Origin of the sequence: Nocardia sp. CA-145437 (genome assembly GCF_050956485.1) — a bacterium.
Classification (GTDB): Bacteria; Actinomycetota; Actinomycetes; order Mycobacteriales; family Mycobacteriaceae; genus Nocardia.
The window spans coordinates 1,174,195-1,195,655 of the sequence record NZ_CP191204.1; the positions used below are offsets into that span (position 1 = coordinate 1,174,195).

General features: G+C 67.9%; 24 protein-coding genes. 12 read left to right on the forward strand and 12 right to left on the reverse strand.

Annotated elements, in window-relative coordinates; translation table 11 throughout:
- Positions 1–5 precede the first annotated feature (5 nt).
- Both ACQPYY_RS05110 and ACQPYY_RS05115 read right to left on the reverse strand, forming a co-directional pair.
- Positions 6–830, reverse strand: a complete 825-nt coding sequence (locus ACQPYY_RS05110; RefSeq protein WP_433592918.1) for an SAM-dependent methyltransferase — start codon at positions 828–830, stop codon at positions 6–8.
- Between the two features lie 82 nt (positions 831–912).
- The gene (locus ACQPYY_RS05115) at positions 913–1,767 is read right to left on the reverse strand and encodes an alpha/beta fold hydrolase (RefSeq protein ID WP_433592919.1); all 855 of its coding nucleotides are present in this window, start codon (positions 1,765–1,767) and stop codon (positions 913–915) included.
- A gap of 69 nt (positions 1,768–1,836) precedes the next feature.
- Here ACQPYY_RS05115 and ACQPYY_RS05120 point away from each other — a divergent pair, with 69 nt between their 5' ends.
- From ACQPYY_RS05120 to ACQPYY_RS05135, 4 genes are all read left to right on the forward strand, one after another.
- Complete coding sequence (locus tag ACQPYY_RS05120; protein ID WP_433592920.1) at positions 1,837–2,643, forward strand: exodeoxyribonuclease III; 807 nt, start codon at positions 1,837–1,839, stop codon at positions 2,641–2,643.
- On the forward strand, positions 2,640–3,140 hold the full coding sequence (locus ACQPYY_RS05125; RefSeq protein ID WP_433592921.1) for a ribonuclease domain-containing protein: 501 nt from the start codon (positions 2,640–2,642) through the stop codon (positions 3,138–3,140). Before ACQPYY_RS05120 ends, ACQPYY_RS05125 begins: the two co-directional genes overlap by 4 nt.
- Positions 3,140–3,661 carry a barstar family protein gene (locus ACQPYY_RS05130; protein ID WP_379105412.1) on the forward strand — a complete coding sequence of 174 codons (522 nt, stop codon included), beginning with the start codon at positions 3,140–3,142 and terminating at the stop codon, positions 3,659–3,661. Before ACQPYY_RS05125 ends, ACQPYY_RS05130 begins: the two co-directional genes overlap by 1 nt.
- 111 nt (positions 3,662–3,772) lie before the next feature.
- Positions 3,773–4,897, forward strand: coding sequence for a PQQ-binding-like beta-propeller repeat protein (locus ACQPYY_RS05135; protein ID WP_433592922.1), 1,125 nt, complete (start codon positions 3,773–3,775; stop codon positions 4,895–4,897).
- Here the strand turns inward: ACQPYY_RS05135 and ACQPYY_RS05140 are convergent, their stop codons facing one another.
- On the reverse strand, positions 4,898–5,536 hold the full coding sequence (locus ACQPYY_RS05140) for a TetR/AcrR family transcriptional regulator (protein ID WP_357282208.1): 639 nt from the start codon (positions 5,534–5,536) through the stop codon (positions 4,898–4,900). It abuts the gene before it with no gap.
- A 114-nt stretch (positions 5,537–5,650) separates the two neighbouring features.
- Here ACQPYY_RS05140 and ACQPYY_RS05145 point away from each other — a divergent pair, with 114 nt between their 5' ends.
- Genes ACQPYY_RS05145 through yhjD form a run of 3 tightly spaced genes read left to right on the forward strand, consistent with a single transcriptional unit; the run spans position 5,651 to position 8,696 of the window.
- Positions 5,651–6,586, forward strand: a complete 936-nt coding sequence (locus tag ACQPYY_RS05145) for an oxygenase MpaB family protein (protein WP_433592923.1) — start codon at positions 5,651–5,653, stop codon at positions 6,584–6,586.
- 22 nt (positions 6,587–6,608) lie between these two features.
- Positions 6,609–7,634 carry a tryptophan--tRNA ligase gene (trpS, locus tag ACQPYY_RS05150; protein WP_433592924.1) on the forward strand — a complete coding sequence of 342 codons (1,026 nt, stop codon included), beginning with the start codon at positions 6,609–6,611 and terminating at the stop codon, positions 7,632–7,634.
- Between the two features lie 30 nt (positions 7,635–7,664).
- The gene (gene yhjD, locus ACQPYY_RS05155) at positions 7,665–8,696 is read left to right on the forward strand and encodes an inner membrane protein YhjD (RefSeq protein WP_433592925.1); all 1,032 of its coding nucleotides are present in this window, start codon (positions 7,665–7,667) and stop codon (positions 8,694–8,696) included.
- Here the strand turns inward: yhjD and ACQPYY_RS05160 are convergent, their stop codons facing one another.
- From ACQPYY_RS05160 to ACQPYY_RS05170, 3 genes are all read right to left on the reverse strand, one after another.
- A complete protein-coding gene (locus tag ACQPYY_RS05160; protein ID WP_433592926.1) occupies positions 8,697–9,152 on the reverse strand; it encodes a DUF6294 family protein in 456 nt (151 codons plus the stop codon).
- A gap of 98 nt (positions 9,153–9,250) precedes the next feature.
- Positions 9,251–10,555 carry a serine hydrolase gene (locus tag ACQPYY_RS05165; protein ID WP_433592927.1) on the reverse strand — a complete coding sequence of 435 codons (1,305 nt, stop codon included), beginning with the start codon at positions 10,553–10,555 and terminating at the stop codon, positions 9,251–9,253.
- Between the two features lie 18 nt (positions 10,556–10,573).
- On the reverse strand, positions 10,574–11,245 hold the full coding sequence (locus ACQPYY_RS05170) for an ester cyclase (protein WP_357282202.1): 672 nt from the start codon (positions 11,243–11,245) through the stop codon (positions 10,574–10,576).
- Positions 11,246–11,485: 240 nt separating this feature from the next.
- Between ACQPYY_RS05170 and ACQPYY_RS05175 the strand changes: the two genes are divergently transcribed.
- Both ACQPYY_RS05175 and ACQPYY_RS05180 read left to right on the forward strand, forming a co-directional pair.
- Positions 11,486–13,000, forward strand: a complete 1,515-nt coding sequence (locus tag ACQPYY_RS05175; protein WP_433592928.1) for an MFS transporter — start codon at positions 11,486–11,488, stop codon at positions 12,998–13,000.
- Entirely contained in the window at positions 12,990–13,610 is a 621-nt protein-coding gene (locus ACQPYY_RS05180) for a TetR family transcriptional regulator (protein ID WP_433592929.1), read from the forward strand. Before ACQPYY_RS05175 ends, ACQPYY_RS05180 begins: the two co-directional genes overlap by 11 nt.
- On the opposite strand, the gene ACQPYY_RS05185 is transcribed toward ACQPYY_RS05180, so the two are convergent.
- Complete coding sequence (locus ACQPYY_RS05185; RefSeq protein WP_433592930.1) at positions 13,607–14,497, reverse strand: phenylalanine 4-monooxygenase; 891 nt, start codon at positions 14,495–14,497, stop codon at positions 13,607–13,609. The two genes, ACQPYY_RS05180 and ACQPYY_RS05185, sit on opposite strands and share 4 nt — an antisense overlap.
- A 162-nt stretch (positions 14,498–14,659) precedes the next feature.
- Positions 14,660–15,121 (reverse strand): hypothetical protein, encoded by a 462-nt coding sequence (locus ACQPYY_RS05190; protein WP_433592931.1) that lies wholly within the window; start codon positions 15,119–15,121, stop codon positions 14,660–14,662.
- A gap of 127 nt (positions 15,122–15,248) precedes the next feature.
- Between ACQPYY_RS05190 and ACQPYY_RS05195 the strand changes: the two genes are divergently transcribed.
- Positions 15,249–15,872: a PadR family transcriptional regulator gene (locus ACQPYY_RS05195; RefSeq protein ID WP_433592932.1), complete on the forward strand. Its 624-nt coding sequence runs from the start codon at positions 15,249–15,251 to the stop codon at positions 15,870–15,872.
- A 61-nt stretch (positions 15,873–15,933) separates the two neighbouring features.
- Here the strand turns inward: ACQPYY_RS05195 and ACQPYY_RS05200 are convergent, their stop codons facing one another.
- Genes ACQPYY_RS05200 through sdhC form a run of 4 tightly spaced genes read right to left on the reverse strand, consistent with a single transcriptional unit; the run spans position 15,934 to position 19,318 of the window.
- Entirely contained in the window at positions 15,934–16,701 is a 768-nt protein-coding gene (locus ACQPYY_RS05200) for a succinate dehydrogenase iron-sulfur subunit (protein ID WP_379105438.1), read from the reverse strand.
- Complete coding sequence (gene sdhA / locus ACQPYY_RS05205; protein WP_379105696.1) at positions 16,701–18,452, reverse strand: succinate dehydrogenase flavoprotein subunit; 1,752 nt, start codon at positions 18,450–18,452, stop codon at positions 16,701–16,703. The genes ACQPYY_RS05200 and sdhA overlap by 1 nt, the downstream gene beginning before the upstream one ends.
- Before the next feature lie 33 nt (positions 18,453–18,485).
- Complete coding sequence (locus ACQPYY_RS05210; protein WP_379105440.1) at positions 18,486–18,917, reverse strand: succinate dehydrogenase hydrophobic membrane anchor subunit; 432 nt, start codon at positions 18,915–18,917, stop codon at positions 18,486–18,488.
- A gap of 8 nt (positions 18,918–18,925) precedes the next feature.
- Positions 18,926–19,318 carry a succinate dehydrogenase, cytochrome b556 subunit gene (sdhC, locus tag ACQPYY_RS05215; RefSeq protein WP_433592933.1) on the reverse strand — a complete coding sequence of 131 codons (393 nt, stop codon included), beginning with the start codon at positions 19,316–19,318 and terminating at the stop codon, positions 18,926–18,928.
- 302 nt (positions 19,319–19,620) lie between these two features.
- Here sdhC and ACQPYY_RS05220 point away from each other — a divergent pair, with 302 nt between their 5' ends.
- Positions 19,621–20,022, forward strand: coding sequence for a cytidine deaminase (locus tag ACQPYY_RS05220; protein WP_433592934.1), 402 nt, complete (start codon positions 19,621–19,623; stop codon positions 20,020–20,022).
- An 87-nt stretch (positions 20,023–20,109) separates the two neighbouring features.
- Positions 20,110–21,396, forward strand: a complete 1,287-nt coding sequence (locus ACQPYY_RS05225; RefSeq protein WP_379105698.1) for a thymidine phosphorylase — start codon at positions 20,110–20,112, stop codon at positions 21,394–21,396.
- Positions 21,397–21,461: the final 65 nt, after the last annotated feature.

Consider the following 21,461-nt stretch of genomic DNA (forward strand, 5'->3'; position numbering starts at 1 on the left):
CGGGGTCAGGGCTTGCGGGCCAGGGCGGCGGAGATCAGCTGCTCCCAGACGCTCAGGTCATGGTGGTCGCCGCCGATGCGGGAGACGCCCTCGGCGGTGGGTTCGGGGCGCCACAGGGGGCAGGGGACCAAGCCGGGTTCGAGGATCTCGAGGTTGCCGAAGAGGGCGAGGATCTCCTCGTCGGAGCGCCAGCGGCCGCGGCCGAAACTGGCCTGCAGCTTCTGCTCGGCGAGGCGGGTCTCCTCGTTGAAGCCGGAACGGAAGTGGGAGATGTAGAGCATGCTGCCGGACGGGATCTGGTCGGCCCAGTAGCGGACGATCTGGTCGGGCTTCTCGTCATTGTTGAGGTGGTGCAGGATCGCGCTGAAGATCACCGCCACCGGACGGTCGAAGTCGATGAGCCGCTCCACTTCCGAGTGATGGCGGATCTGCTCGGAGTCGCGCAGGTCCGCGTGCAGCACGGTGGTGTACTCGTCGGTCTCCAGCAGGGCGCGGCCGTGCGCCAGCACGATCGGGTCGTTGTCGACGTAGACCACGTGCGGATCGGTCTGGTGCCGCTGCGCTACCTGGTGCACATTGTCGGCGGTGGGCAGCCCGCTGCCGATGTCGATGAACTGGGTGATGCCCGCGCGGGAGATCTCGCCGATCGCGCGCACCAGGCAATTACGATTGGCGTACGCGATATCCACCGACCCCGGCAGATCCTTGATGAAGAAGTCCCCGATCTCCCGATCGGCGGTGTAATTGTCCTTGCCGCCCAACAGGTAGTCGTACACCCGGGCGATGCTGGGCTTGGACTGATCGATCTGCGGTTGTTCCATCTTCCTCATACCCCAATCGGAGGGACGCCTCGGTCGGAGTAATCCTATGGAAGAGAACGCTTTCCAGCGTGGGTTCGCGGCAACGTCCGATTCAGACGGCCCGCAGGCGGGTGCGGCTGGCGTAGACGTGTTCGGCGATGAGGGTCGCGATGCGGTCCGGGGCCTCCAACATCGGGACATGCCCGACATCGTGGACCAGGATGCGGTCCGTGGATTCGGGGAGTTCCTCGAGAAAACGCTTCGCGTACACGCGATTCGGGATGATCCGGTCGTTCTCGCACAGCAGCAGCCGCACCGGCGTGCTCAGCGTGGACAGCTGCTCGAGGGCGGGGAAACGCAAGCCGCTCACCAGCATCGGCAGCATGGCCGGGCAGTGCAGGGCCGAGGTGATGGCCGCCTCCAGCCCGGATCGCGAGGCCGCCTTGGTGTTCTTGGTGAGCAGCATGGCCACCGCCTGCCGGGTGAGGCCGCTGTAGGTGATCGCGTCGGGCAGATGCTTGCCGATCTCGACCAGCGGCACCAGCGCCGCGAACTTCAGTCCCACCCGCAGTTGCAGCAGCGAGGGGGATTGCCAGCCGCCTGCGGGCGCGATCGCGGTGAGGGTGCGGGCCCGGCCGCGGCGGGCGAGTTCGAAGCCGACCCAGCCGCCGAGCGAATTGCCGGCGATATGGCAGGTGCGCCAGCCCATCTCGTCGAGCTGGTCCTCGACCTTGTCGGCAAGGGCACTGATATCGATGAACCAGCCGTCGAGTTCGGGCCCGCCCCAGTGTCCGGTGAAGGCGGGAGCGAACACTTCGCAATGGCCGGCCATGCGTTGCGCCACCTGCTGCCAGCAATGCGGGGACATCATGAATCCGTGCAGGAGGAGCAGTGGTTCACCGGAGCCGGTGTGAATGGCCCGAACGGGCGCGCGCGGGGTGGAGGGCTTGGCGGTGCCTGACGTCATCGTCGTCACCCCTTCCTGGACCTCGATGTCCGTGAAGAGAGTCGGTAATGCGCATTGTACGGTCGTGAAGTGGCGAAAATCATCAGTACGTGCAACGTGAACGGAGTTCGTGCCGCCTCGGGCAAGGGACTGCTCGAGTGGCTGGCCGCTACCGAGGCCGATATCGTCTGCCTGCAGGAGACCCGGGCGACCGATGAGCAAACGCGTAGCGCACTAGCGCCCGCGCTGGACGCCGGATGGTTCCTCAGCCATGCCGAACCCGGTCTGAAGGGCCGGGCGGGCGTGGCCATCCTGTCCCGGCACCAGCCGGACGCGGTGCGGATCGGGGTCGGCCTGCTCACCGGCGGAACCTGGTCGCCCGTCGAGGAATTCGCCACCCTGGGCAGGTATATCGAGGCCGATTTCGAGGACCTCACCATCGCCAGCGTCTACGTCCACACCGGCGAGGCCGACACCCCGATGCAGGACGAGAAGTACCGCTTCCTCGACGCCATCGGCGCGCGCATGCTGGCCCACCCCGGCGAGTTCGTGATCATGGGCGACTGGAACGTGGCGCACACCGAACTCGATATCAAGAACTGGAAGGGCAACCTCAAGAACGCGGGCTTCCTGCCGCAGGAACGCGCGTGGGTGTCGTCCATGCTGGCCGCCGGATACGCCGACGTGGTACGAGACCTGCACCCGGGCGTGCCGGGACCGTACAGCTGGCACTCCTACCGCGGCCGCGCGTACGACAACGACGCCGGGTGGCGGATCGACTATCAGCTGGCCCGCGGTGAGATCGCCACGCGCGCCAAGCAGGCCGTCGTGGAACGCGCCGCCACCTACGCCGAACGCTGGTCCGACCACGCGCCGGTGACGGTGCAGTACCGATGAGGAAGTTGTCGAAGAAGTCGAGCGCCTGGCTGACGCTGGGCGTCGCGATCCTGCTGTTGCTCGTGGCCTTCATCGCCAATCGCGCCAACAACGATCATCCGCGGGACACGGGCAGCGCCAAGCCCGTCGCCACCTCGACGGTTCGGACCACCGCCAAACCGGGCGGCGTCACCCCGGCGCCGGCCGACCAGGCCGCGCCGCCGTCCAAGGTCGCGGGCGTGCCCGACCGCGCCTACGCGACCCTGGTGGAGATCGACACCGGACGCTGGCCGGATTCGGCCGATTCGCCCGGCACCAAGGGCGGTGACACCTGGCAGAACCGGGACGGCAGCCTGGCCCGCAAGGACGCCGCCGGGAAGGCCATCACCTATCAGGAATGGGATGTGAATCCCAAGCAGCGCGGCCAGACCCGCGATGCCGAACGCATCATCACCGGCAGCGACGGTTCGGCCTATTACACGGGGGACCACTACAAGACATTCACGAGGATGCGCTGATGACCGAGCCCACGCCGTTATCGCAGTTCCTCTCCGCCCCCGCCGCCGCCGAGATCTCCGATACCGCCGCGCGCACGGCCGCCCCCGCTCCCGTCCTGGGCGTGCTGCCGGTCGGCGCGGCCGAGTTCTCCGGCGTCCGCTACCGGATGCCGGACGGCTACCTGTGCCGGGAACTGCGCGGCCGCAAGATGCGCACGGTCACCGAGGTCTTCGACGAGTTCGCCGCGGCCTTCCAGTTCCCGTACTACTTCGGGGAGAACAAGGACGCTTTCGACGAATGCCTGCGCGACATCGACGACTTCGTCGGCGCCGCACCGGGGTACGTGGTGGCCATCCGCAACGCGGCCCTCATGCTCGACCGGCAGCCCGGCGAACGCGACTGGTTCGCCGAGGCCATGACCGACTGCGCCGCCATCTGGGCCGCCCGCGGGATCCCGTTCCGCGTCGTCCTCCAGGACGCCACCCCGCCCGGCCTCCCGGTGATCCCCCTGGCCCTGGAGCCGGAAACCTCCGCTTCCTGACTCCCGACCGCCCGGCCCCGTCACTTCGAAAAGGCCGGGCGGTTTCGTATTCGGGCGGGGCCGGTTGGACCTATAGTCGCTGACAGTGTGTCGAGCGAGTAGGGAATCGGTGTGATCGAGCGTCGGAATGTGTTGCGGGGCGGGGTGATTCTGGCGACCGCGGGGGTGCTGGCCGCGTGCGGGACGCCGCGGCGGGAGCGCGCGACCGCGGCGTCGGGCAGCGTGGCCTGGGAATACAAGGCTGACAGCGCGGTCAAGGGGGTGCGGTACGGGGCCGGGACGGTCGTGGCCGAATCCGACTCGACGCTGACAGGGATCGATGCCAAGGCCGGGCGGGAGTTGTGGCGGCTGCCGATCACGACGCCCGGCATCGGGCAGCGGTCCTGCCTGTGGAACGGCGCGTTGGTGGCGCCCGGCGCCGAACCCGACGCCGCCGGTGACCGGGTGGTGGCCGTGGATCTGGCATCCGGGCAACGGAAATGGGTCTTCGACGCGCCCGACGGCGTGACGGTCGCCGGGGTGTACGGGGTTCGGGACCAGGTGCTGTACCTGATCGCGGCCGACCCCGGCGGCAAGGGGCGGGAAGCGTGGGCCGTGGACATGGCGAGCAAGACGGTCCGCTGGCGGGTGCCCTGCGAGAGTGACGGGCTGACCGTGCCCGAGAGCGGTTCGCTGCTGTACAACCGGAAGCCGGGCAGCGGCGGCGATCTCGTCGCGCTCGACCGGGAGACCGGTGAGACGGCCTGGTCGCGGGCGGGCGACAGCGCGGTCTCGGCGAGCACCATCGCTTCCGGCCTGGTCAAGGGCGCGGTGCTGGCCAGCGACGGCGCGCACACCGTGTCCGGCCTCGACCCGAAAACCGGTGCGGCGCTGTGGACCACACCCGCCCTGCCCTACGCCGCCGGCACGGTCTTCGGTTCCGGCGACGCCTACTTCCTGTGCGACGGTTCGAAACTGCACGCCATGAGCCCCGGCGGTGACACCTCCCCGCTCTGGAGCCTCACCGTCTCCGACAAGGGCGACGCCGTCGACGCGGCCGGTTACGGCGCCGCGGGCTCCTTCTACCTGCTGGCCGCCCGCACCCTGCGCGCGATCGACGCCCGCACCAGCAAAATCCGCTGGATGCAGACGATTCCGGACAAGCCGGGCCAGGAGGTCCACTTCGCCGTCGGCGACACCCACTGCTACGTGGAATCCACCGCCGATCCCGCGACGCTCACCGCCATCGCGCGCTGATCAGCGGCGCAGTCCGCGGGCCAGGTCCTCGCCGAGCAGGACGAAGATGTCGGTGGTGGCGTCGACGAGGTCTTCGCGGGTCATGGGGAGATCGCCCTGGAGCCACGCGGAGAGGGTGTGGACCAGGCCACCGACCAGGTAGTTCGCGCGGAAGCCGATCAGGGCGTCGGGTTCGGCCTCGGCGATGCCGTAGAAGTCGATGCCCTCGGCGGCCACCAGATTCGCGAACGCCTTGATGGTGTGGGTTGTGCGGGTGCGCAATTCGGGGGTGGCGGTGCTGACGACCAGGGCCACCCGGGCCTTGCGGGGGTCGTCGGTGAGGACGCCGATGCCGGCGCTGATGGCGGCGTGCGCCTTGGCGCGGGTGTCGTCGGGGGCGGCGTGCAGGCCCGCGATCAGGGCGGCGGCCAGTTCCTCGGCGATGGTGTCGAACAGGGCCGACAGCACGGCGTCACGGCCGTCGAAGTTCTCGTAGTAGTAGCGCTCGTTGAGGCCCGCGCCGGTACACAGCGCGGAGACGGTGAGTTTGTCGAGGCCCTGGGTGCCGAGGATGTCGAGAGCCGCGCCGATCAGGGCGGCGCGGCGCTGGGTGCGCCGTTCGTCGGCGGAGACGCCGCCGTAGGTCCGTTGCCCGGTCACGAACCGATTCTGGCACGGGAGCGATTCTGGCAGAAGGTCTTGCCAGAATCCGTGATCTGGGGGACTCTGTTTCCAGATGTGGTGGCGGCCATCACACCGGACCGGGAGGCAACGATGCCTGCACAGAGTGGCTACTTCTCCGACGACTCGATGATCCGGCGGGTCATGCGGAAACGCGCGGTCGGAGTCACCTACGGCCAGCGGGCGCTGGTCATCGGCGCGGTGCATCCACTGCTCTACGTCGGGACCGCCGAGAACACCCAGCACCGGACCACCCCGTACACCCGCCTGGCCCTCACCGGCCGCCTGTTCGAGGCCGTCTCCCTGGGCACCCGCGAAGAAGCCGACCGCGCACGGGAATTCACCCGCAAGCGCCACGCCCCCGTGGAGGGCGCGCTGCCCGAGTCCGCGGGCACGGCCAACCCGGCGGGCACCCGCTACTCCGCCAACGACCCGCACCTGATGTTCATGACCATGGCCTTCACCTTCGACTCCGCCGAGGTCATGCACGATCTGCTGGTCCGCCGCCTCACCCCGACCGAGCGCGAGGGCCTCTACCAGGACTATGTGCGCTGGGGCGAACTGTTCGGCATGCCGCGCACCGCCGCGCCCTACACCTACCGCGAATTCCGCGACTACTTCGACGGCTACCTGGCCTCCGATCAACCCCACCTCACCGACGAGGCCAAACTGGTCGGCTCCTACCTGATGGGCCAGCGCGTCCCCCACCCCCTCCCGATGCCCGCCCAGCAGGCCCTCTCCGGCTTCTCCCTCCTGGTCCAGGGCAGCCTCCCCCAGCGCATCCGCGACCTGTACGACCTGTCCTGGGGCCTGCGCGAGGAGGTCGCCTTCCGCGGCCTGGCCCGCGCGGTCCGCACCGCCCACATCTCCCCGCCCCTGCTCGGCAACCCGCTCACCGCCCCCATGACCGGCCCCAGCTACCCGCTGTACAAGCTGGTCACCCGGCGCGAACAGCGCCTGATCGGCTCGGGCCGGGCCAGCATGCCGGGGGTGGACCCGCGGTCCTGGGTGGCCAGAAATACGGCCTAGCCGACATGCGAAGATCGGGGGTATGTCGAGTCCTGAAGCGACCGCTGAGCGTAAGCAGCGGGTACTGTCCGGAATCCAGCCCACCAGCGATTCCTTCCACCTCGGCAACTACCTTGGCGCGCTGCAGTATTGGGTGCGGCTGCAGGACGACTTCGACGCCTTCTACTTCATCCCCGACCTGCACGCCATCACCGTGCCGCAGGACCCGAAGGAGCTGCGTACGCGGACCAAGGTGTCGGCGGCGCAGTTGCTGGCCCTGGGCGTCGACCCCAAGAAGTCGACGCTGTTCGTGCAGTCGCAGGTGCCCGAGCACGCCGAGCTGACCTGGGTGCTGAACTGCATCACCGGGTTCGGCGAGGCGAGCCGGATGACCCAGTTCAAGGACAAGTCGGTCAAGCAGGGCGCGGACAACGCCACCGTCGGCCTGTTCACCTACCCGGTGCTGATGGCCGCCGACATCCTGCTCTACCGGCCCCAGCTGGTGCCGGTCGGTGAGGATCAGCGCCAGCACCTGGAGCTGACCCGAAACCTGGCGCAGCGCTTCAACACTCGCTACAAGAAGACCTTCGTGGTGCCCGAGGCGCACATCGTGACCGGCACCGCCAAGATCTACGACCTGCAGGACCCGACCTCGAAGATGAGCAAGTCGGCGGCCTCGGAGTCGGGTCTGCTGAGCCTGCTCGACGACCCGAAGGTCTCGGCCAAGAAGATCCGCTCCGCGGTCACCGACACCGAACGGGAGATCCGCTACGACCCGGAGACCAAGGCGGGTGTGAGCAATCTGCTGGTCATCCTGAGCTCGCTGACCGACACTCCGATCGTCACGCTCGAACAGGACTACGCCGGCAAGGGCTACGGTGACCTGAAATCGGATACCGCCGACGCGTTCATCGAGTTCGTGACTCCGCTGCGCGCGAAGGTGCAAGAATACATGTCTGACCAGGGTGAACTCGACCGTGTCCTCGCCGCCGGAGCCGAGCGGGCACGGGAGGTCGCCGGGCGGACTCTCGCGCAGGTGTACGACCGGGTGGGTTTCCTCGCCCGCTGACCCGGCCGCCGCGCGCCCAGGTGTGCGGAGGTGGCGGTGTTCGGGAATCTCGTCGACAACGTCGAGACGTGGATCAGGACCCAGATCCGGCGACGGCCCTGGCTCGACCACATGGTCCGGGCCGGGGGCCGGTATCAGCGGCAGCGCGGCGACTACTACGCCGCGGGCATCACCTATTTCACGGTGCTGTCGCTGTTCCCGCTGCTGATGGTGGGTTTCGCGGTGGCGGGCTTCGTGCTGTCGCGGAATCCGCAGTGGCTCACCGACATCCAGGACAAGATCGTGGAGAACATTCCGGGCGCCGCGGGCAGCTCCATCAACGATCTGATCCACCAGGCCGTGAATTCGCGGGCGAGCGTGGGCACCATCGGTCTGCTGGCCGGCGCGTACGCCGGGCTCGGCTGGATCGCCAACCTGCGGGCCGCGCTCACCGAGCAGTGGGATCAGCCCACCAAGAAGCGGAACTGGTTCGCATCCAAGGCGTCCGACCTGCTGGCGCTGATCGGGTTGTTCCTGGCCATCCTCGTCTCGCTGGGCCTGTCCGTGCTGGCGTCGAGCGGGCTGATCAGTAGCCTGCTGGATCGCCTGCACATCCATCAGACGGCCTGGATGACAGCGCTGCTCACGCTGGTGTCGCTGCTGCTCGCGGTGCTCGCCAACTGGGCGGTCTTCGCGTGGATGATCGCGCGGCTGCCGCTGCACCCGGTCACCTTCCGCAGCGCGGCCCGCGCGGCCCTGATGGCCGCGGTGGTGTTCGAGGCGTTCAAACAGCTGGCCACGATCATCCTGCGATCGGTGGTGAACGGCCCGGCGGGCGTGGTGTTCGGTCCGATCATCGGGCTCATGGTGTTCAGCTACTTCACCGCGCGGATCATCCTGTTCGCCACCGCCTGGGCCGCCACCGCCTCGGACAACGAAGTGCCCGAGGACATTCCGGCGCCCGCCCCGGCGGTCATCCGGCCGCGGGTGACGGCGGCGGGCTTCCCGGCGGGAGCGGGTGCGGCGTGGTTCGGCGCGGGAGCGTTTGCGGGAGTACTGCTTTCGATGCTGCGCCGTCGCTGACTAGCAGTGGCTGCGCAGGTTCATCTTCGCGACCAGCGGGTAGAGGTTCTTGTTGAACGAGCCATCGGCGAACCAGCGGTACCTCTTGTGCTTGTCGGGCAGGTTCTGGGAGAACTTCGCCTGGTCGTTGTAGTCGTAGTAGTGCACATTGTGCAGCGTGGTGAGCACCGCGCCATTGCTGTCGCGCAGCTCCGCCCACATCAGCCAGGCGTCGTCGTTGCTCGACGAGGTGACGGTGCCGTCGAACCAGGCGTGGCCGTCGGAGTCGATGGTCCACTTGGCGCCGCCGAACAGGGTGCAGTCGCCGCTGTGCAGGTCGTGGTCCCAGGAGTACCACTTCTGGGCGGCCGCGGACGCGGGCCCGGCGGAGGTGGTGGCGCCGAAGACGCCGAGGGCGAGCACCGCGGCGGCCAGCGGGGCCAGGCGGCGCAGGCGGGAGCTGCGGGTGGTTTTCATGGTGGGGTCCCCTCCAGAGTCGTGACCGGGATTCCGGCGTGTGACCACTGTGCGAGGACCCACCAACGGGGAACCAATGACGGACCAACGGTCGCCGATCAGCGGCGGCGGCTCAGCCTCCGCGCCGCCAGCAGCAGCGCCACGACCAGGAAGACGCCGCCGACGATGAGCACGGTGCGCAGATCCTGGTGGTCACCCGAGCCGGTGTCCGACTCCGGGGCGGCCTCCGACTGCGGCGCGGGCGGACTGGCCAGTGCCACCGAGGGATTCGCCGCGGCGGACCCGTCGGGCATGGTGCCGATACTCGACCCGGCCGGGAGCGCATAGGCCCAGTCGAGCAGTTTGGCCGCCTGCTCCCACGGCCGGAACGGCCGCACATCCGCCTTGAGCAGGCTCACCACATAGCGGCGGCCATTGCGTTCGGCGGCCGCCACGAAGGTCTGCCGGGCGTCGTCGGTGTAGCCGGTCTTGCCGCCGATCGCGCCGTCGTACTCGAACAGCAGATGGTTGTCGTTGGCGATGGGGAAGCCGGGATGATCCTTGTCGCCGGGGATCTTCGGGTCGGCGGGGAAGCCGGGGAAGTCCACCTGCTCGGTGTGGATCAGCTCCGCGAACAGCGGCAGCGTCATGGAATGCCGGAACAGCATGGCCAGGTCGTAGGCCGAGGTGCTCATGCCCGGCCCGTCCAGCCCGGACGGAGTGGCGGCGCGAGTGTCGAACGCCTGCAACCGTTTCGCCATCGCGTTCATCTTCGCGACGGTGGCGTCGTCGCCGCCCAGCTGGGTCGAGATGGCATGCGCCGCATCGTTTCCCGATGCCATGATGAGCGCCTGGAACAGCTGCTTGTTGGTGTACGTGCCACCCGGGCCGATGCCGACCCGGGTGCCGTCGGCGTTCGCGTCGTCCTGGGTGCCGGTCACCACGGTGTCCAGGTCCAGGGCCGGGATCGCCACCGCCGCCAGCAGCACCTTGATGGTGGAGGCGGGGCGATACCGGCCGTGTGGATCCTTGGCCGCGAGGACCGCGCCGGAGTCCAGGTCCGCCACCTCCCACGCCGTCGCCGAAATCCCTTCCGGCAGCGGCGCGGCCCCCGCCGGCAGGATCACCCCGCATCCGCCCAGCCGCTTGCCCCCGATGGGCGGATCCGGGATCGGCAGGGCCGCCGGAGCCTTCTGCCCGGGTTCGGGCACCTCGGAGGAGTCGATGGGGGACGGCGGTGTGGTCTTGTTCGGGCAGGTGTCGGTATTGGGGGTGGTGAACGGCGTCGTGGACGGCGCGGTGGTCGACGGCTCGGCCCCCGCGGTTCCCGGTAGCACCGGCCCGAAGGCGGTGCCCGAGAACGCGGTGAGGCCCGTCGCGAGCGTCGCGGCGGCGAGGAGGCGCGAATACCTGCGGTTACTCATCGCGCCCGACTTTATCGCCTAGTTGGCGGAGTGGTTGACAGGGCAGCCGTGGGCGAGCGGGCCGAGCAGCTTGTTGTTGTCGTAGAAGTGCTCGAGCTCGACGATGCGCAGGTCCTCGGAGACCTTGGCGATGGTCACGCCGGTCATCTCGATGAGCTCGCCGGTGGGCTGGTGGCCCTTGTACTCGCCTTCGTAGCGACCCCAGTGGCGCCACTTGAAGGTGACGGTCGGCGGGCCGGACAGCACCTCGAGGACCTCCCAGAAGAAGCCGCCGGGGAAGGCGGTGTGGAAGATCTTGTGCGAGGACTCGAAGTCCTCGCCGGCGACATCGTAGAAGGGGTTCTCGCCGATCAGGATGTTGTAGGACCCGATGCGCGCGAATTCCTCGGCGTCCTGCCACTGGCCGCCGTTGACACGGCCGCGGTAGTGCTCGGCCACCAGGGACACCCACTTGGCGGGGTCCTTCTTGTGCGAGACCTCCATCTCGAAGACCTTCACGAGCTCTTCGACGATGTGCTCCAACGAATCCGGCGCGTGCTGGGTGCTGCGCTCGACCGGAATGACTTCCTTGCTGAGGTGGTAGTCGGGCGCGCCCTCACGCCAGTCCTCCGGCGCGGCCGCGGCGATCACGGCGTCGCGGCCCTGCAGGTGCAGAGGGGTCTCGACGGATTCTGTTGCTTGGTCGGTCATTTCGTGCCTCACGTGTCCAGACCCTTTGCGGGGTCGTCGATCTCGAAAACGGACCGCATGACGGTAACAGCAGGAAGATGCCGTGTCGCGACGAGCATTTGAGACACCAGTACCAAAGGGCGGAATGGTGACACACCCCATTGCAGCCCCTCTGAACTCATGACACGACAAGAATTGACAGTCTCTCCAAAATGAGAGACTCTCTCATTATCGAGAAGCACTCAAATGATTGGAACTGTCATGAAAGCTGAGGGAGTGCGCCGCTGGCTGGCGCTGGGAGCCCTGGCCATCGCCATGCTGACCATCGGGCTCGACGTCACCGTCCTCACCGTCGCCCTGCCCACCCTGGCGACCGACCTGCACGCCGACACCTCCGCGCTGCAGTGGTTCAGCAGCGCGTACACCCTGGCCCTGGCCGCCTTCATGCTTCCGGCGGGCGCGCTCGGCGACCGGTTCGGCCGCAAGAAGTTCCTGCTCGGCGCGCTGGTGCTGTTCGGAGTGGCCTCCGTCGCGTGCGCGTTCGCGACCAGCTCCGGCCAGCTCATCGCCGGGCGCGTGGTGCTGGGACTGGGCGCGGCCGTCATGATGCCGCTGTCCATGGCCGTACTGCCGGCGTTGTTCCCGGACTCGGGGGAACGGCAGCGGGCGCTCACCATCTGGATCACCTCGACCGCCATCGGTCTGCCGCTCGGTCCGATTGTGGGCGGCTGGCTACTGCAGCACTACTGGTGGGGCTCTGCTTTCTTGCTCAATGTGCCGCTGGTGATCGTCGGCGCGCTCGCCGTTGCCCTACTGGTGCCGGAATCCGGCGGCGAGAACCGCTTCCGCATCGACCTGCCCGGCGTGCTGCTGTCTGCGGCCGGAATGCTCGGCATCACTTACGGTTTCATCCGCTGCGGCCAGGAAGGGTGGGGCGACGCGGTGGCCTGGATCGCCATCGCCGCGGGCGTCGTGCTGGGCGCGGTGTTCGTGCTGTGGCAGCGGCGCACCGCGCATCCGCTGGTCGACCTGGAATTGTTCGGCGAGCCCGGATTCCGGTGGGGCACCGTGTTCCTGATCCTGGTCAACTTCGCCATGTTCGGGCTGTTCTTCACCATGCCGCAGTATTTCCAGGCGGTGCTGGGCGCGGACGCCCTGGGCAGCGGCCTGCGCCTGCTGCCGCTCATCGGCGGGCTGGCGGTCGGCTCTCGCCTGGTGGACCGGTTGCTCCCCAAGATCGGGGTGCGCGCGGTACTGGTGACCGGATTCGCCCTGCTGGCAGCCGGTCTCGCGCTGGCGGCGCTGATCACGGTCGACAGTGGCTACGGGTTCGCGGCCATCGGCCTGGTGCTGCTGGGCGTCGGCATGGGGTTCGTGATGCCCGCCGCCATGGGCGCGGCCACCGACGACCTCAGCCCCGAGCGGGCCGGGTCCGGGTCGGCGCTGCTGCAGGCGCTCCGACAGGCGGGCGGCACCATCGGCGTCGCCATCCTGGGTACGGTGCTGTCCACCCAATACCGTTCGGGCCTGGGTGATTTCGATCGAGAACCGATTTCCGACGGCGTGAACGCCGGGATCGGTGTGGCCCGCAAGCTCGGCGATCCAGCCCTGCTGGACCACGTGCAGCGCGCCTTCGTCGACGGCATGAGCGCGATGCTGTGGGTGTGCACCGCCATCTGCGTGGCCGCCGCGATCCTGGCCGCCGTGGTGATCCGTCGCAAGGATCCGATCGTGCTCGCCGATCTCGATACGGGACAATCGGTTCATGTCGGCTGAGACTGCCTCCGCGACGCCCCCGGCCCCGGCGAAAGCCGCGGCCGGGGGCGGTCTGCGGGAACGGAAGAAAGAACGCACCCGCCGGACCATTCGCACCGAGGCGTTCCGGCTCTTCCGGGAGCAGGGCTACACCGAGACCACGGTCGAGCAGATCGCGGCCGCCGCCGACATCTCGCCGAGCACCTTCTTCCGGTACTTCCCGTCCAAGGAGCAGGTCGCCCTCGCCGACGACCTGGACCCGCTGATGATCGCGGCCATTGAGCATCAGCCCCGCGACATGACGCTGCTGGCCGCGTTCAAGCAGGCCACCCTCGACGCCTTCGCCTCGCTCAGCCCGGAGGAGTTTGCCTTCGAGAAGGAACGCGTCGAACTGCTCTACTCGGTGCCGGAACTGCGCGGCGCGGTCGCCCAAGAGATCCAGCGCAATCTGCTCATGGTCTCCGAGATCGCCGCCCGTTGGACCGGGCGCGCCCCTGATGATTTCGAGGTGCTGGCTTTCGCGGGCGCGCTGACCGGCGCCATGATGGCGTTCCTCGACCGCGATCCGTTCTCGCGGGACCAGATCATCCGGGTCATCGACTTCCTCGAGGGCGGCATCGGCTCGCTCTAGACCGGTTTCACGCCCACCAGTCGCGCCACCGTGTCATCGGTCATGGTCTCGAAGAACCCGCCCACCACGTCCTCGATCTCGGTGACCGACTCGGCGCAGTACAGCACCGGCTGATAGTGCGTGATGTCGTAGACGATGGTGCCCATGGCGTGGATGTCCAGCGGCCGCAGGTCGGCGTCGCGGAACTCCTCGATCTCCCCGTACGAGGACAGCAGTCCCGCACCGTAGCAACGCACTTCGCCGTGTTCGCGCAGCACCCCGAACTCGAGCGAGAACCAGAACACGTCGGCCAGGAACTTCAGCGCCCGCTCGGTCTCCAGCCGGGCCACCGCCGCGCCGACCGTCTCGTACAGGGCCGCGAAGCGCGGGCAGGCCAATTGGTTGGCGTGGCCGATGATTTCGTGGATGGCGTCCGGCTCGGGCGTGTACAGCGGCGCCGAGTGATGGCGAATGTACTGGGTGGAGTGGAAGGTCCGGTCCGCGAAGGACCCGAAGAACTGCCGCAACGGCACCAGCCCGGCGGCGGGCGCGTACCGGAATCCGGTGAGCGGCACCAGTTTCGCGGACACCTCGTCCAATTGCGGAATGTGGTCCGACGGCAGGCCCAGCCGCTCGGCCGCGTCGATGACCTCCGCGCACGCGTACTTCGCTCGCTTGCGGGCCAGCTCGGCGGACACGATCCGCCACACTTCCTGCTCCTCGGCGGTGTACTCGACATGCGGCACCGGATCGCCCGGCCGGTACTCGAGGGCCATGGCCGCGATGGCATTGCGGCGGGTCCGGTACGCGGGATCGTGCACGCCCGGATGCTCGTCGCTCAAGTGCACAGTCACATCGCCGTCGGCCCCCGTCGTGACCGGCGAGTACAGCTGCGCCTCGGTGAACATACTTCGATGCAAGCACCGCCCGGTGATCTATACAACGAACGGCGGCCCAGCTGGTCAGTTTGACCAGCTGGGCCGCCGTTTTGTCCGTGAATTCCCAATTGTGATCCGCCGCGAGCTAGGCATTCGGTCCCGTTTGCAGCCGGGCCGAACACCGCGCTCGCGTCAGCGGGCCGCGTGCTCGGGGTCGAGCAGCGCCGGCACCCGGGTCTCCCGGTCCGGGCCCGTGACCTCCGCCAGGAAGTCCCGGCTGAACAGCGCCGAGAGGATCGCGATGCCGCCGCGGTGAATCCGGAACTCGCTCTTGGCGGCGGAACCGGTCAGCCGGATGACGCGGCCCTCGGCGCGCAGCGGGCGGGTCATGTCCTTGACCCGGCCCCGGCCGGTCCACTCCAGTTCGGAGGAGTCGATGACCGCGTCCTCGGGGACCAGCAGCTTGACCATGGCGTGGTCGAGGTCGGCGTGGACGACGATCTCCGCCTCGCCCTCGATCCGCGGCGAGCGCAGGTCGATGACGACGCTGCCGTAGCGGGCCTTCACCTGGAAGGTGTTGGCATCGGTCCAGTCGCCCAGGTGCTTGGTGGTGTCGTGATCGGTGTGGATCTTCACGGTGTCGGTGGTTTTCATGGCCTCGGTCCCTTCGGGGAGTCGGTGCGGGTCGGGTTCGCCTGCTCCTTAATAGTGACATGGAGACTAGTTTCAAAGCAACTAGTTCGAAGAAACTAGTTCTTGGGCACCTAGTAAGGTGGTTGACATGACAGCCTCGACTCCGGCCGCGCGGTTCAAGCGCTCGCCCTTGGCCCTGGCGGTGCTCGGCATCCTGCACCTGGAACCGATGCACCCCTACGCCATCCAGCGCCGGATCAAGGAGTGGGGCAAGGACAAGGTCGTCAATGTCGGGCAGCGGGCGCAGCTGTACAAGACGATCGCGCGGTTGCAGGACGCGGGACTGGTGGCGGTCCGCGAGACCGGCCGCGACCAGCAGTACCCCGAGCGCACGGTCTACGAGATCACCGACGACGGCCGGACCGCCTGCCTCGCGTGGATCAACGACATGGTCGCGACGCCGCGCAACGAATTCCCGGAATTCCCTGCGGCACTGTCGTTTCTGATGCTGCTGCCGCCCGACGGGGCCCGGGTCGAACTCGGGCGGCGGGCCGACGCCGTGCGCGCCGCGCTCGAGCAGATCGAGGCGGGCCTGGCGGGGGCCACCGAGTTCGGCCTCCCGCGCGTCGCATTGCTCGAGGACGAGTATCAGCGCGCCGTCACGGCAGCCGAATTGAATTGGCTGCACAGCGTTCTCGCGGATCTCGCCGACGGCAGCCTCACCTGGTCCTGGGAGATGCTGGCCCCGTTCCAGGATCGGTCCCCGGCCTGACAACGAAAAGCCGCCCGCATCCGAAGATGCGGGCGGCCTTGGTATTTCGGCTCAGCCGGAGTCAGCGGGCGAACAGCAGCGCGCGCTTGACCTCCTGGATCGCCTTGGTGACCTCGATACCACGGGGGCACGCGTCGGTGCAGTTGAAGGTGGTGCGGCAGCGCCACACACCCTCGACATCGTTGAGGATGTCCAGACGCTCGCGGGCGCCCTCGTCACGGCTGTCGAAGATGAAGCGGTGCGCGTTCACGATCGCGGCCGGGCCGAAGTAGCTGCCGTCGCTCCAGTACACGGGGCAGGAGGTGGTGCAGCAGGCGCACAGGATGCACTTGGTGGTGTCATCGAAGCGGGCGCGGTCGTGCTGGGACTGGATGCGCTCGTAGGTCGGCTCGTTGCCCTTGGTGATCAGGTAGGGCTTGACCGCCTTGAACGCGTCGAAGAACGGTTCCATGTTCACCACGAGGTCCTTCTCCACGGGCAGGCCGCGGATCGGCTCGACGGTGACCGTCAGCTCCTTGCTGCCCTTGGGCAGCATGTCCTTCATGAGGATCTTGCACGCCAGGCGGTTGACGCCGTTGATGCGCATGGCATCCGAGCCACACACGCCGTGCGCGCAGGAGCGACGGAAGGTGAGCGTGCCGTCCAGGTAGGACTTGATGTAGATGAGCACGTTCAGGAACCGGTCGGTCGGCAGCACGGGGACCTTGAACTCGTCCCAGTGCTGGCCCTGCCCGTCCTCCGGGTTGAAGCGGGCGACCTTGACGGTGATCAGGGTCGACCCGTCCGGCACCGGAGCCGGCTTCTGCGGCGTTTCAGCGACAGCAGTCATCAGTACTTACGCTCCATCGGCTCGTAGCGGGTCTGCACAACCGGCTTGTAGTCCAGGCGGATGTCGGAGATGAGCTCCGGGCTCTGCTTGTAGGCCATGGTGTGCCGCATGAAGTTGACGTCGTCGCGGTCCGGGTAATCCTCGCGCGCGTGGCCGCCGCGGGATTCCTTGCGGTTCACCGCACCCGCCACGGTCACCTCGGCCAGCTCCAGCAGGAAGCCCAGCTCGACGGCCTCGAGCAGGTCGCTGTTGTAGCGACGGCCCTTGTCCTGCACGGTGATCCGCGAGTAGCGCTCCTTGAAGACCTGGATCTCCTCGAGCATGGACTTCAGCGACTCCTCGGTGCGGTACACACCGGCCTTGTCGTCCATGGAGTTCTGCAGCTCGGTGCGGATGTCGGCGACGCGCTCGTTGCCGTGCTCGCCCAGCAGGTTGGCCAGCCAGTCCTGCACCATCTGCGCCGGGTTCTCCGGCATGTCGACGAACTCGGCGCGCTGCGCGTACTCGGCGGCCGCGATGCCCGCGCGCCGGCCGAACACGTTGATGTCCAGCAGCGAGTTGGTGCCCAGACGGTTGGCGCCGTGCACGGAGACACAGGCGCACTCACCGGCGGCGTACAGGCCGGGCACGATGTCGGTGTTGTTGCGCAGCACCTCGCCGCGGATGCGGGTCGGGATGCCACCCATCACGTAGTGACAGGTCGGCATGACCGGCACCGGCTCCTTGACCGGGTCGACGCCCAGGTAGGTGCGGGCGAACTCGGTGATGTCGGGGAGCTTCTCCTCGAGCACGTCCTCACCGAGGTGGGTCACGTCGATGAGCACGTAGTCCTTGTTCGGGCCCGCGCCGCGGCCCTCACGGACCTCGAGCACCATGGAGCGCGCGACGATGTCACGCGGTGCCAGGTCCTTGATGGTCGGCGCGTAGCGCTCCATGAAGCGCTCACCGGAGGCGTTGCGCAGGATGCCGCCCTCACCACGGACCGCCTCGGAGATGAGGATGCCCAGGCCCGCGAGGCCTGTCGGGTGGAACTGGTGGAACTCCATGTCCTCCAGCGGAAGTCCCTTGCGGAACACGATCGCCATGCCGTCACCGGTGAGGGTGTGGGCGTTGGAGGTGGTCTTGTACATACGACCCGAACCACCGGTGGCGAAGATGATCGACTTCGCGTGGAACACGTGCAGCTCGCCGGTGGCCAGCTCGTAGGCCACGACGCCGGTCGCGATCGGGCCGTTGGGGCCGTCGGACAGGATCAGGTCGAGCACGTAGAACTCGTTGTAGAACTCCACGTCGTGCTTGACGCAGTTCTGGTACAGCGTCTGCAGGATCATGTGGCCGGTGCGGTCGGCGGCGTAGCACGCGCGACGCACGGGCGCCTTGCCGTGGTCACGGGTGTGGCCACCGAAGCGACGCTGGTCGATCTTGCCCTCGGGCGTGCGGTTGAACGGCAGGCCCATCTTCTCCAGGTCGAGCACGGCGTCGATGGCTTCCTTGGCCATGATCTCCGCGGCGTCCTGGTCGACCAGGTAGTCACCACCCTTGACGGTGTCGAAGGTGTGCCACTCCCAGTTGTCCTCTTCCACGTTCGCCAGCGCGGCGCACATGCCGCCCTGCGCCGCACCGGTGTGAGAACGGGTCGGGTAGAGCTTGGTCAGGACGGCGGTGCGCGCCCGAGGACCGGCCTCGATCGCCGCACGCATTCCAGCGCCACCGGCACCGACGATGACGACGTCGTAGCGGTGCTCCTGAATCGGTCGGGATTCACTCATCGAGGTGGCCTGTTCCTAACTGATGTTGGGGTCGAAGGTGAAGATCACGTAGGTGCCGGTGACCATGACCAGGATCATGGACACGACCAGCGCGGTCTTCAGCCAGAAGCGGGTGGAGTCCTTGCGCGCGTAATCGTCGATCACGGTGCGCAGGCCGTTGCCGCCGTGCAGCTGGGCCAGCCACAGCATGGTGAGGTCCCAGAGCTGCCAGAACGGGGAGGCCCAGCGGCCGGCGACGAACGCGAAGTTCAGGCGGTGCACGCCGCCGTCGAGCATCAGCATGATCGTCATGTGGCCGATGACCAGGATGACCAGCAGCAGGCCCGAGGCACGCATGAAGAGCCAGGCGTACTTCTCGAAGTTGTTGCCGCCGGCGCGGCGGGGCGCGCGGGGGGCGTCGAGCGAGGCGGGGCGGTCGTAGGACTTACCGAGAACAGGTGCGGTCATGTCGGCTCTCAATTCGTCAGCAGGTAGAAGAACTGGCGGCCGACTCCGGCACCGGCGACGAGGATCCAGATCGCGAGCACGATCCAGAGCATCTGCCGCTGGTAGCGCGGGCCCTGCGACCAGAAGTCGACGAGGATGATGCGGATGCCGTTGAGCGCGTGGAACAGCACGCAGACAACCAGACCCATCTCCATGAGGGCGACGAGGGGGTTCTTGTAGGTCTCGATCGCGCGGTCGTAGGTGTCCGGGCTGACTCGCACCAACGCGGTATCGAGGACGTGGACGAACAGGAAGAAGAAGATCGTCACGCCGGTGATGCGGTGCAGTGCCCAGGACCACATGCCGGGGTCGCCTCGGTACAAGGTGCGCTTCGGCTTGGCCGGAGCTTCTAGCGTGGTCATAGAGTGCGGTGCCTCCAACGTCGTTGATGGACCCGGTCAGAATCCGGCCGCGGAGCCTTCGGACTGTCGAAACCACCTGCTCACGAGCGGAATCAACATCCGGTGGCAGTGCTGCAGGCCCGTTGTCGGGAACCTGAACCGATCTGTCGTGAACTCTAAACCCAGCTTTGGAGGGGAACTAATTCGGCGTGCCGCTCGTTGGCTCAAATTGTTGTGAGTTAGGTTTGCCTTTCCTGATTTTCGCGACCAGGCAGAACGTGTAACACGGGGGTGCTGTCACGTCCATAGGAGGATGGTCCGAAATGTCCGAAATTGACTGGAAAGCCCTGCGTGACAAGGCTTTTGAAGTTATGCAAGAGGCGTATGCCCCCTATTCCGGATTCCCCGTCGGGGCCGCGGCTCTCACCGCCGACGACCGCGTGGTGAGCGGCTGCAATGTGGAAAATGTCTCATACGGTTTGGGCCTCTGCGCTGAATGTGTACTGGTCGGTAACTTGATTTCGGGCGGAGGCGGGCGACTCCGGGCGGTCTCGGTCTGCGATTCGCGGGGCGCGGTGCTCATGCCCTGTGGGCGATGCCGGCAGATTCTGCTCGAGCACGGCGGCGGCGATTTGCTCGTCGATCACCGCGACGGGCCCGTCACCCTGAATGCGCTGCTGCCGGACTCCTTCGGGCCCGACGACCTCGCCGCCGGGCAGCGGTAGAACCTCGCTATAACGGCTGATCATCGTGGCGCGCGGGGGAATCCGTGGAAAGGCGGCCGAGCCCGTGCCAGGGTGGAGGGCGTGACGGTGCACTCGGCGGTGGACGTGATTCGGGCCAAGCGCGACGGCGGACAGCTCAGCGACGCGCAGATCGATTGGGTGGTGGACGCGTTCACCCGCGGCGAGGTCGCCGACGAACAGATGTCGGCGCTGGCGATGGCCATCGTCTGGCGCGGCATGACACGCCGCGAGACCGCCCGCTGGACCCACGCCATGATCGACTCCGGGAAGCGTTTGGACTTCACCGATCTGGGCCGCCCCACCGTCGACAAACACTCCACCGGCGGGGTCGGCGACAAGATCACCCTGCCGCTGTCGCCGCTGGTCGCGGCCTGCGGGGCCGCCGTGCCGCAGCTCTCCGGACGCGGATTGGGGCACACCGGAGGCACACTCGACAAGCTCGAGGCGATACCCGGCTGGCAGGCCGACCTTCCGGTCGCGCGCATGCGGGAGCTCTTGTCCGATCCCGCCGTCGGCGCCGTCGTCTGCGCCGCCGGAGCCGACCTGGCCCCCGCCGACAAACGGCTCTACGCGCTGCGTGACGTCACCGGGACCGTGGAATCCATCCCCCTGATCGCCAGCTCCATCATGAGCAAGAAGATCGCCGAGGGCACCGGGGCGCTGGTCCTGGACGTGAAGGTCGGCCGCGGGGCGTTCCTGCGCGAGGAGGCGCAGGCGCGTGAACTGGCCACCGCCATGGTCGAACTCGGCACCGACGCCGGGGTGCGGACCGTGGCCCTGCTCACCGCCATGGACACCCCGCTCGGCCACACCGCCGGAAACGCCCTGGAAGTCTGCGAATCCCTCGACGTGCTCGCCGGCGGCGGACCCGCCGATGTCGTCGACCTCACCCTCGCCCTGGCCCGGGAGATGCTCGCGCAGGCCGGGATCACCGATGTCGACCCCGCTGACGCGCTCGCCGACGGCCGCGCCATGGACCAGTGGCGGGCCATGGTGCGCGCCCAGGGCGGTGATCCGGACGCCCCGCTGCCGCAGGCCCGCCACACCGAAACCCTGCGCGCGCCCGCCGCGGGCACCCTGATCCGCCTCGACGCCCTCGACGTCGGACTCGCCGCCTGGCGGCTCGGCGCGGGCCGGGCCCGGCAGGGCGATCCGGTGCAGGCCGGGGCGGGCGTCGAAATGCACGCCAAGCCAGGCGATTCCATCACCGAGGGGCAGCCGCTGCTCACCCTGCACACCGACACCCCCGAGGCCTTCCCGGTGGCGCTGGACCTGCTGCGTGGCGCGTTCACCATCGACGGCACCGTCCAGTTGCCGCTGCAACCCTTGATCCTGGACCGCGTCACCGCCTGAAGATGAAGGATTCGCGCCGGTCAGCAACGTGAGGGCAACGACATGCCGAACTGTCGGTGAGTCGG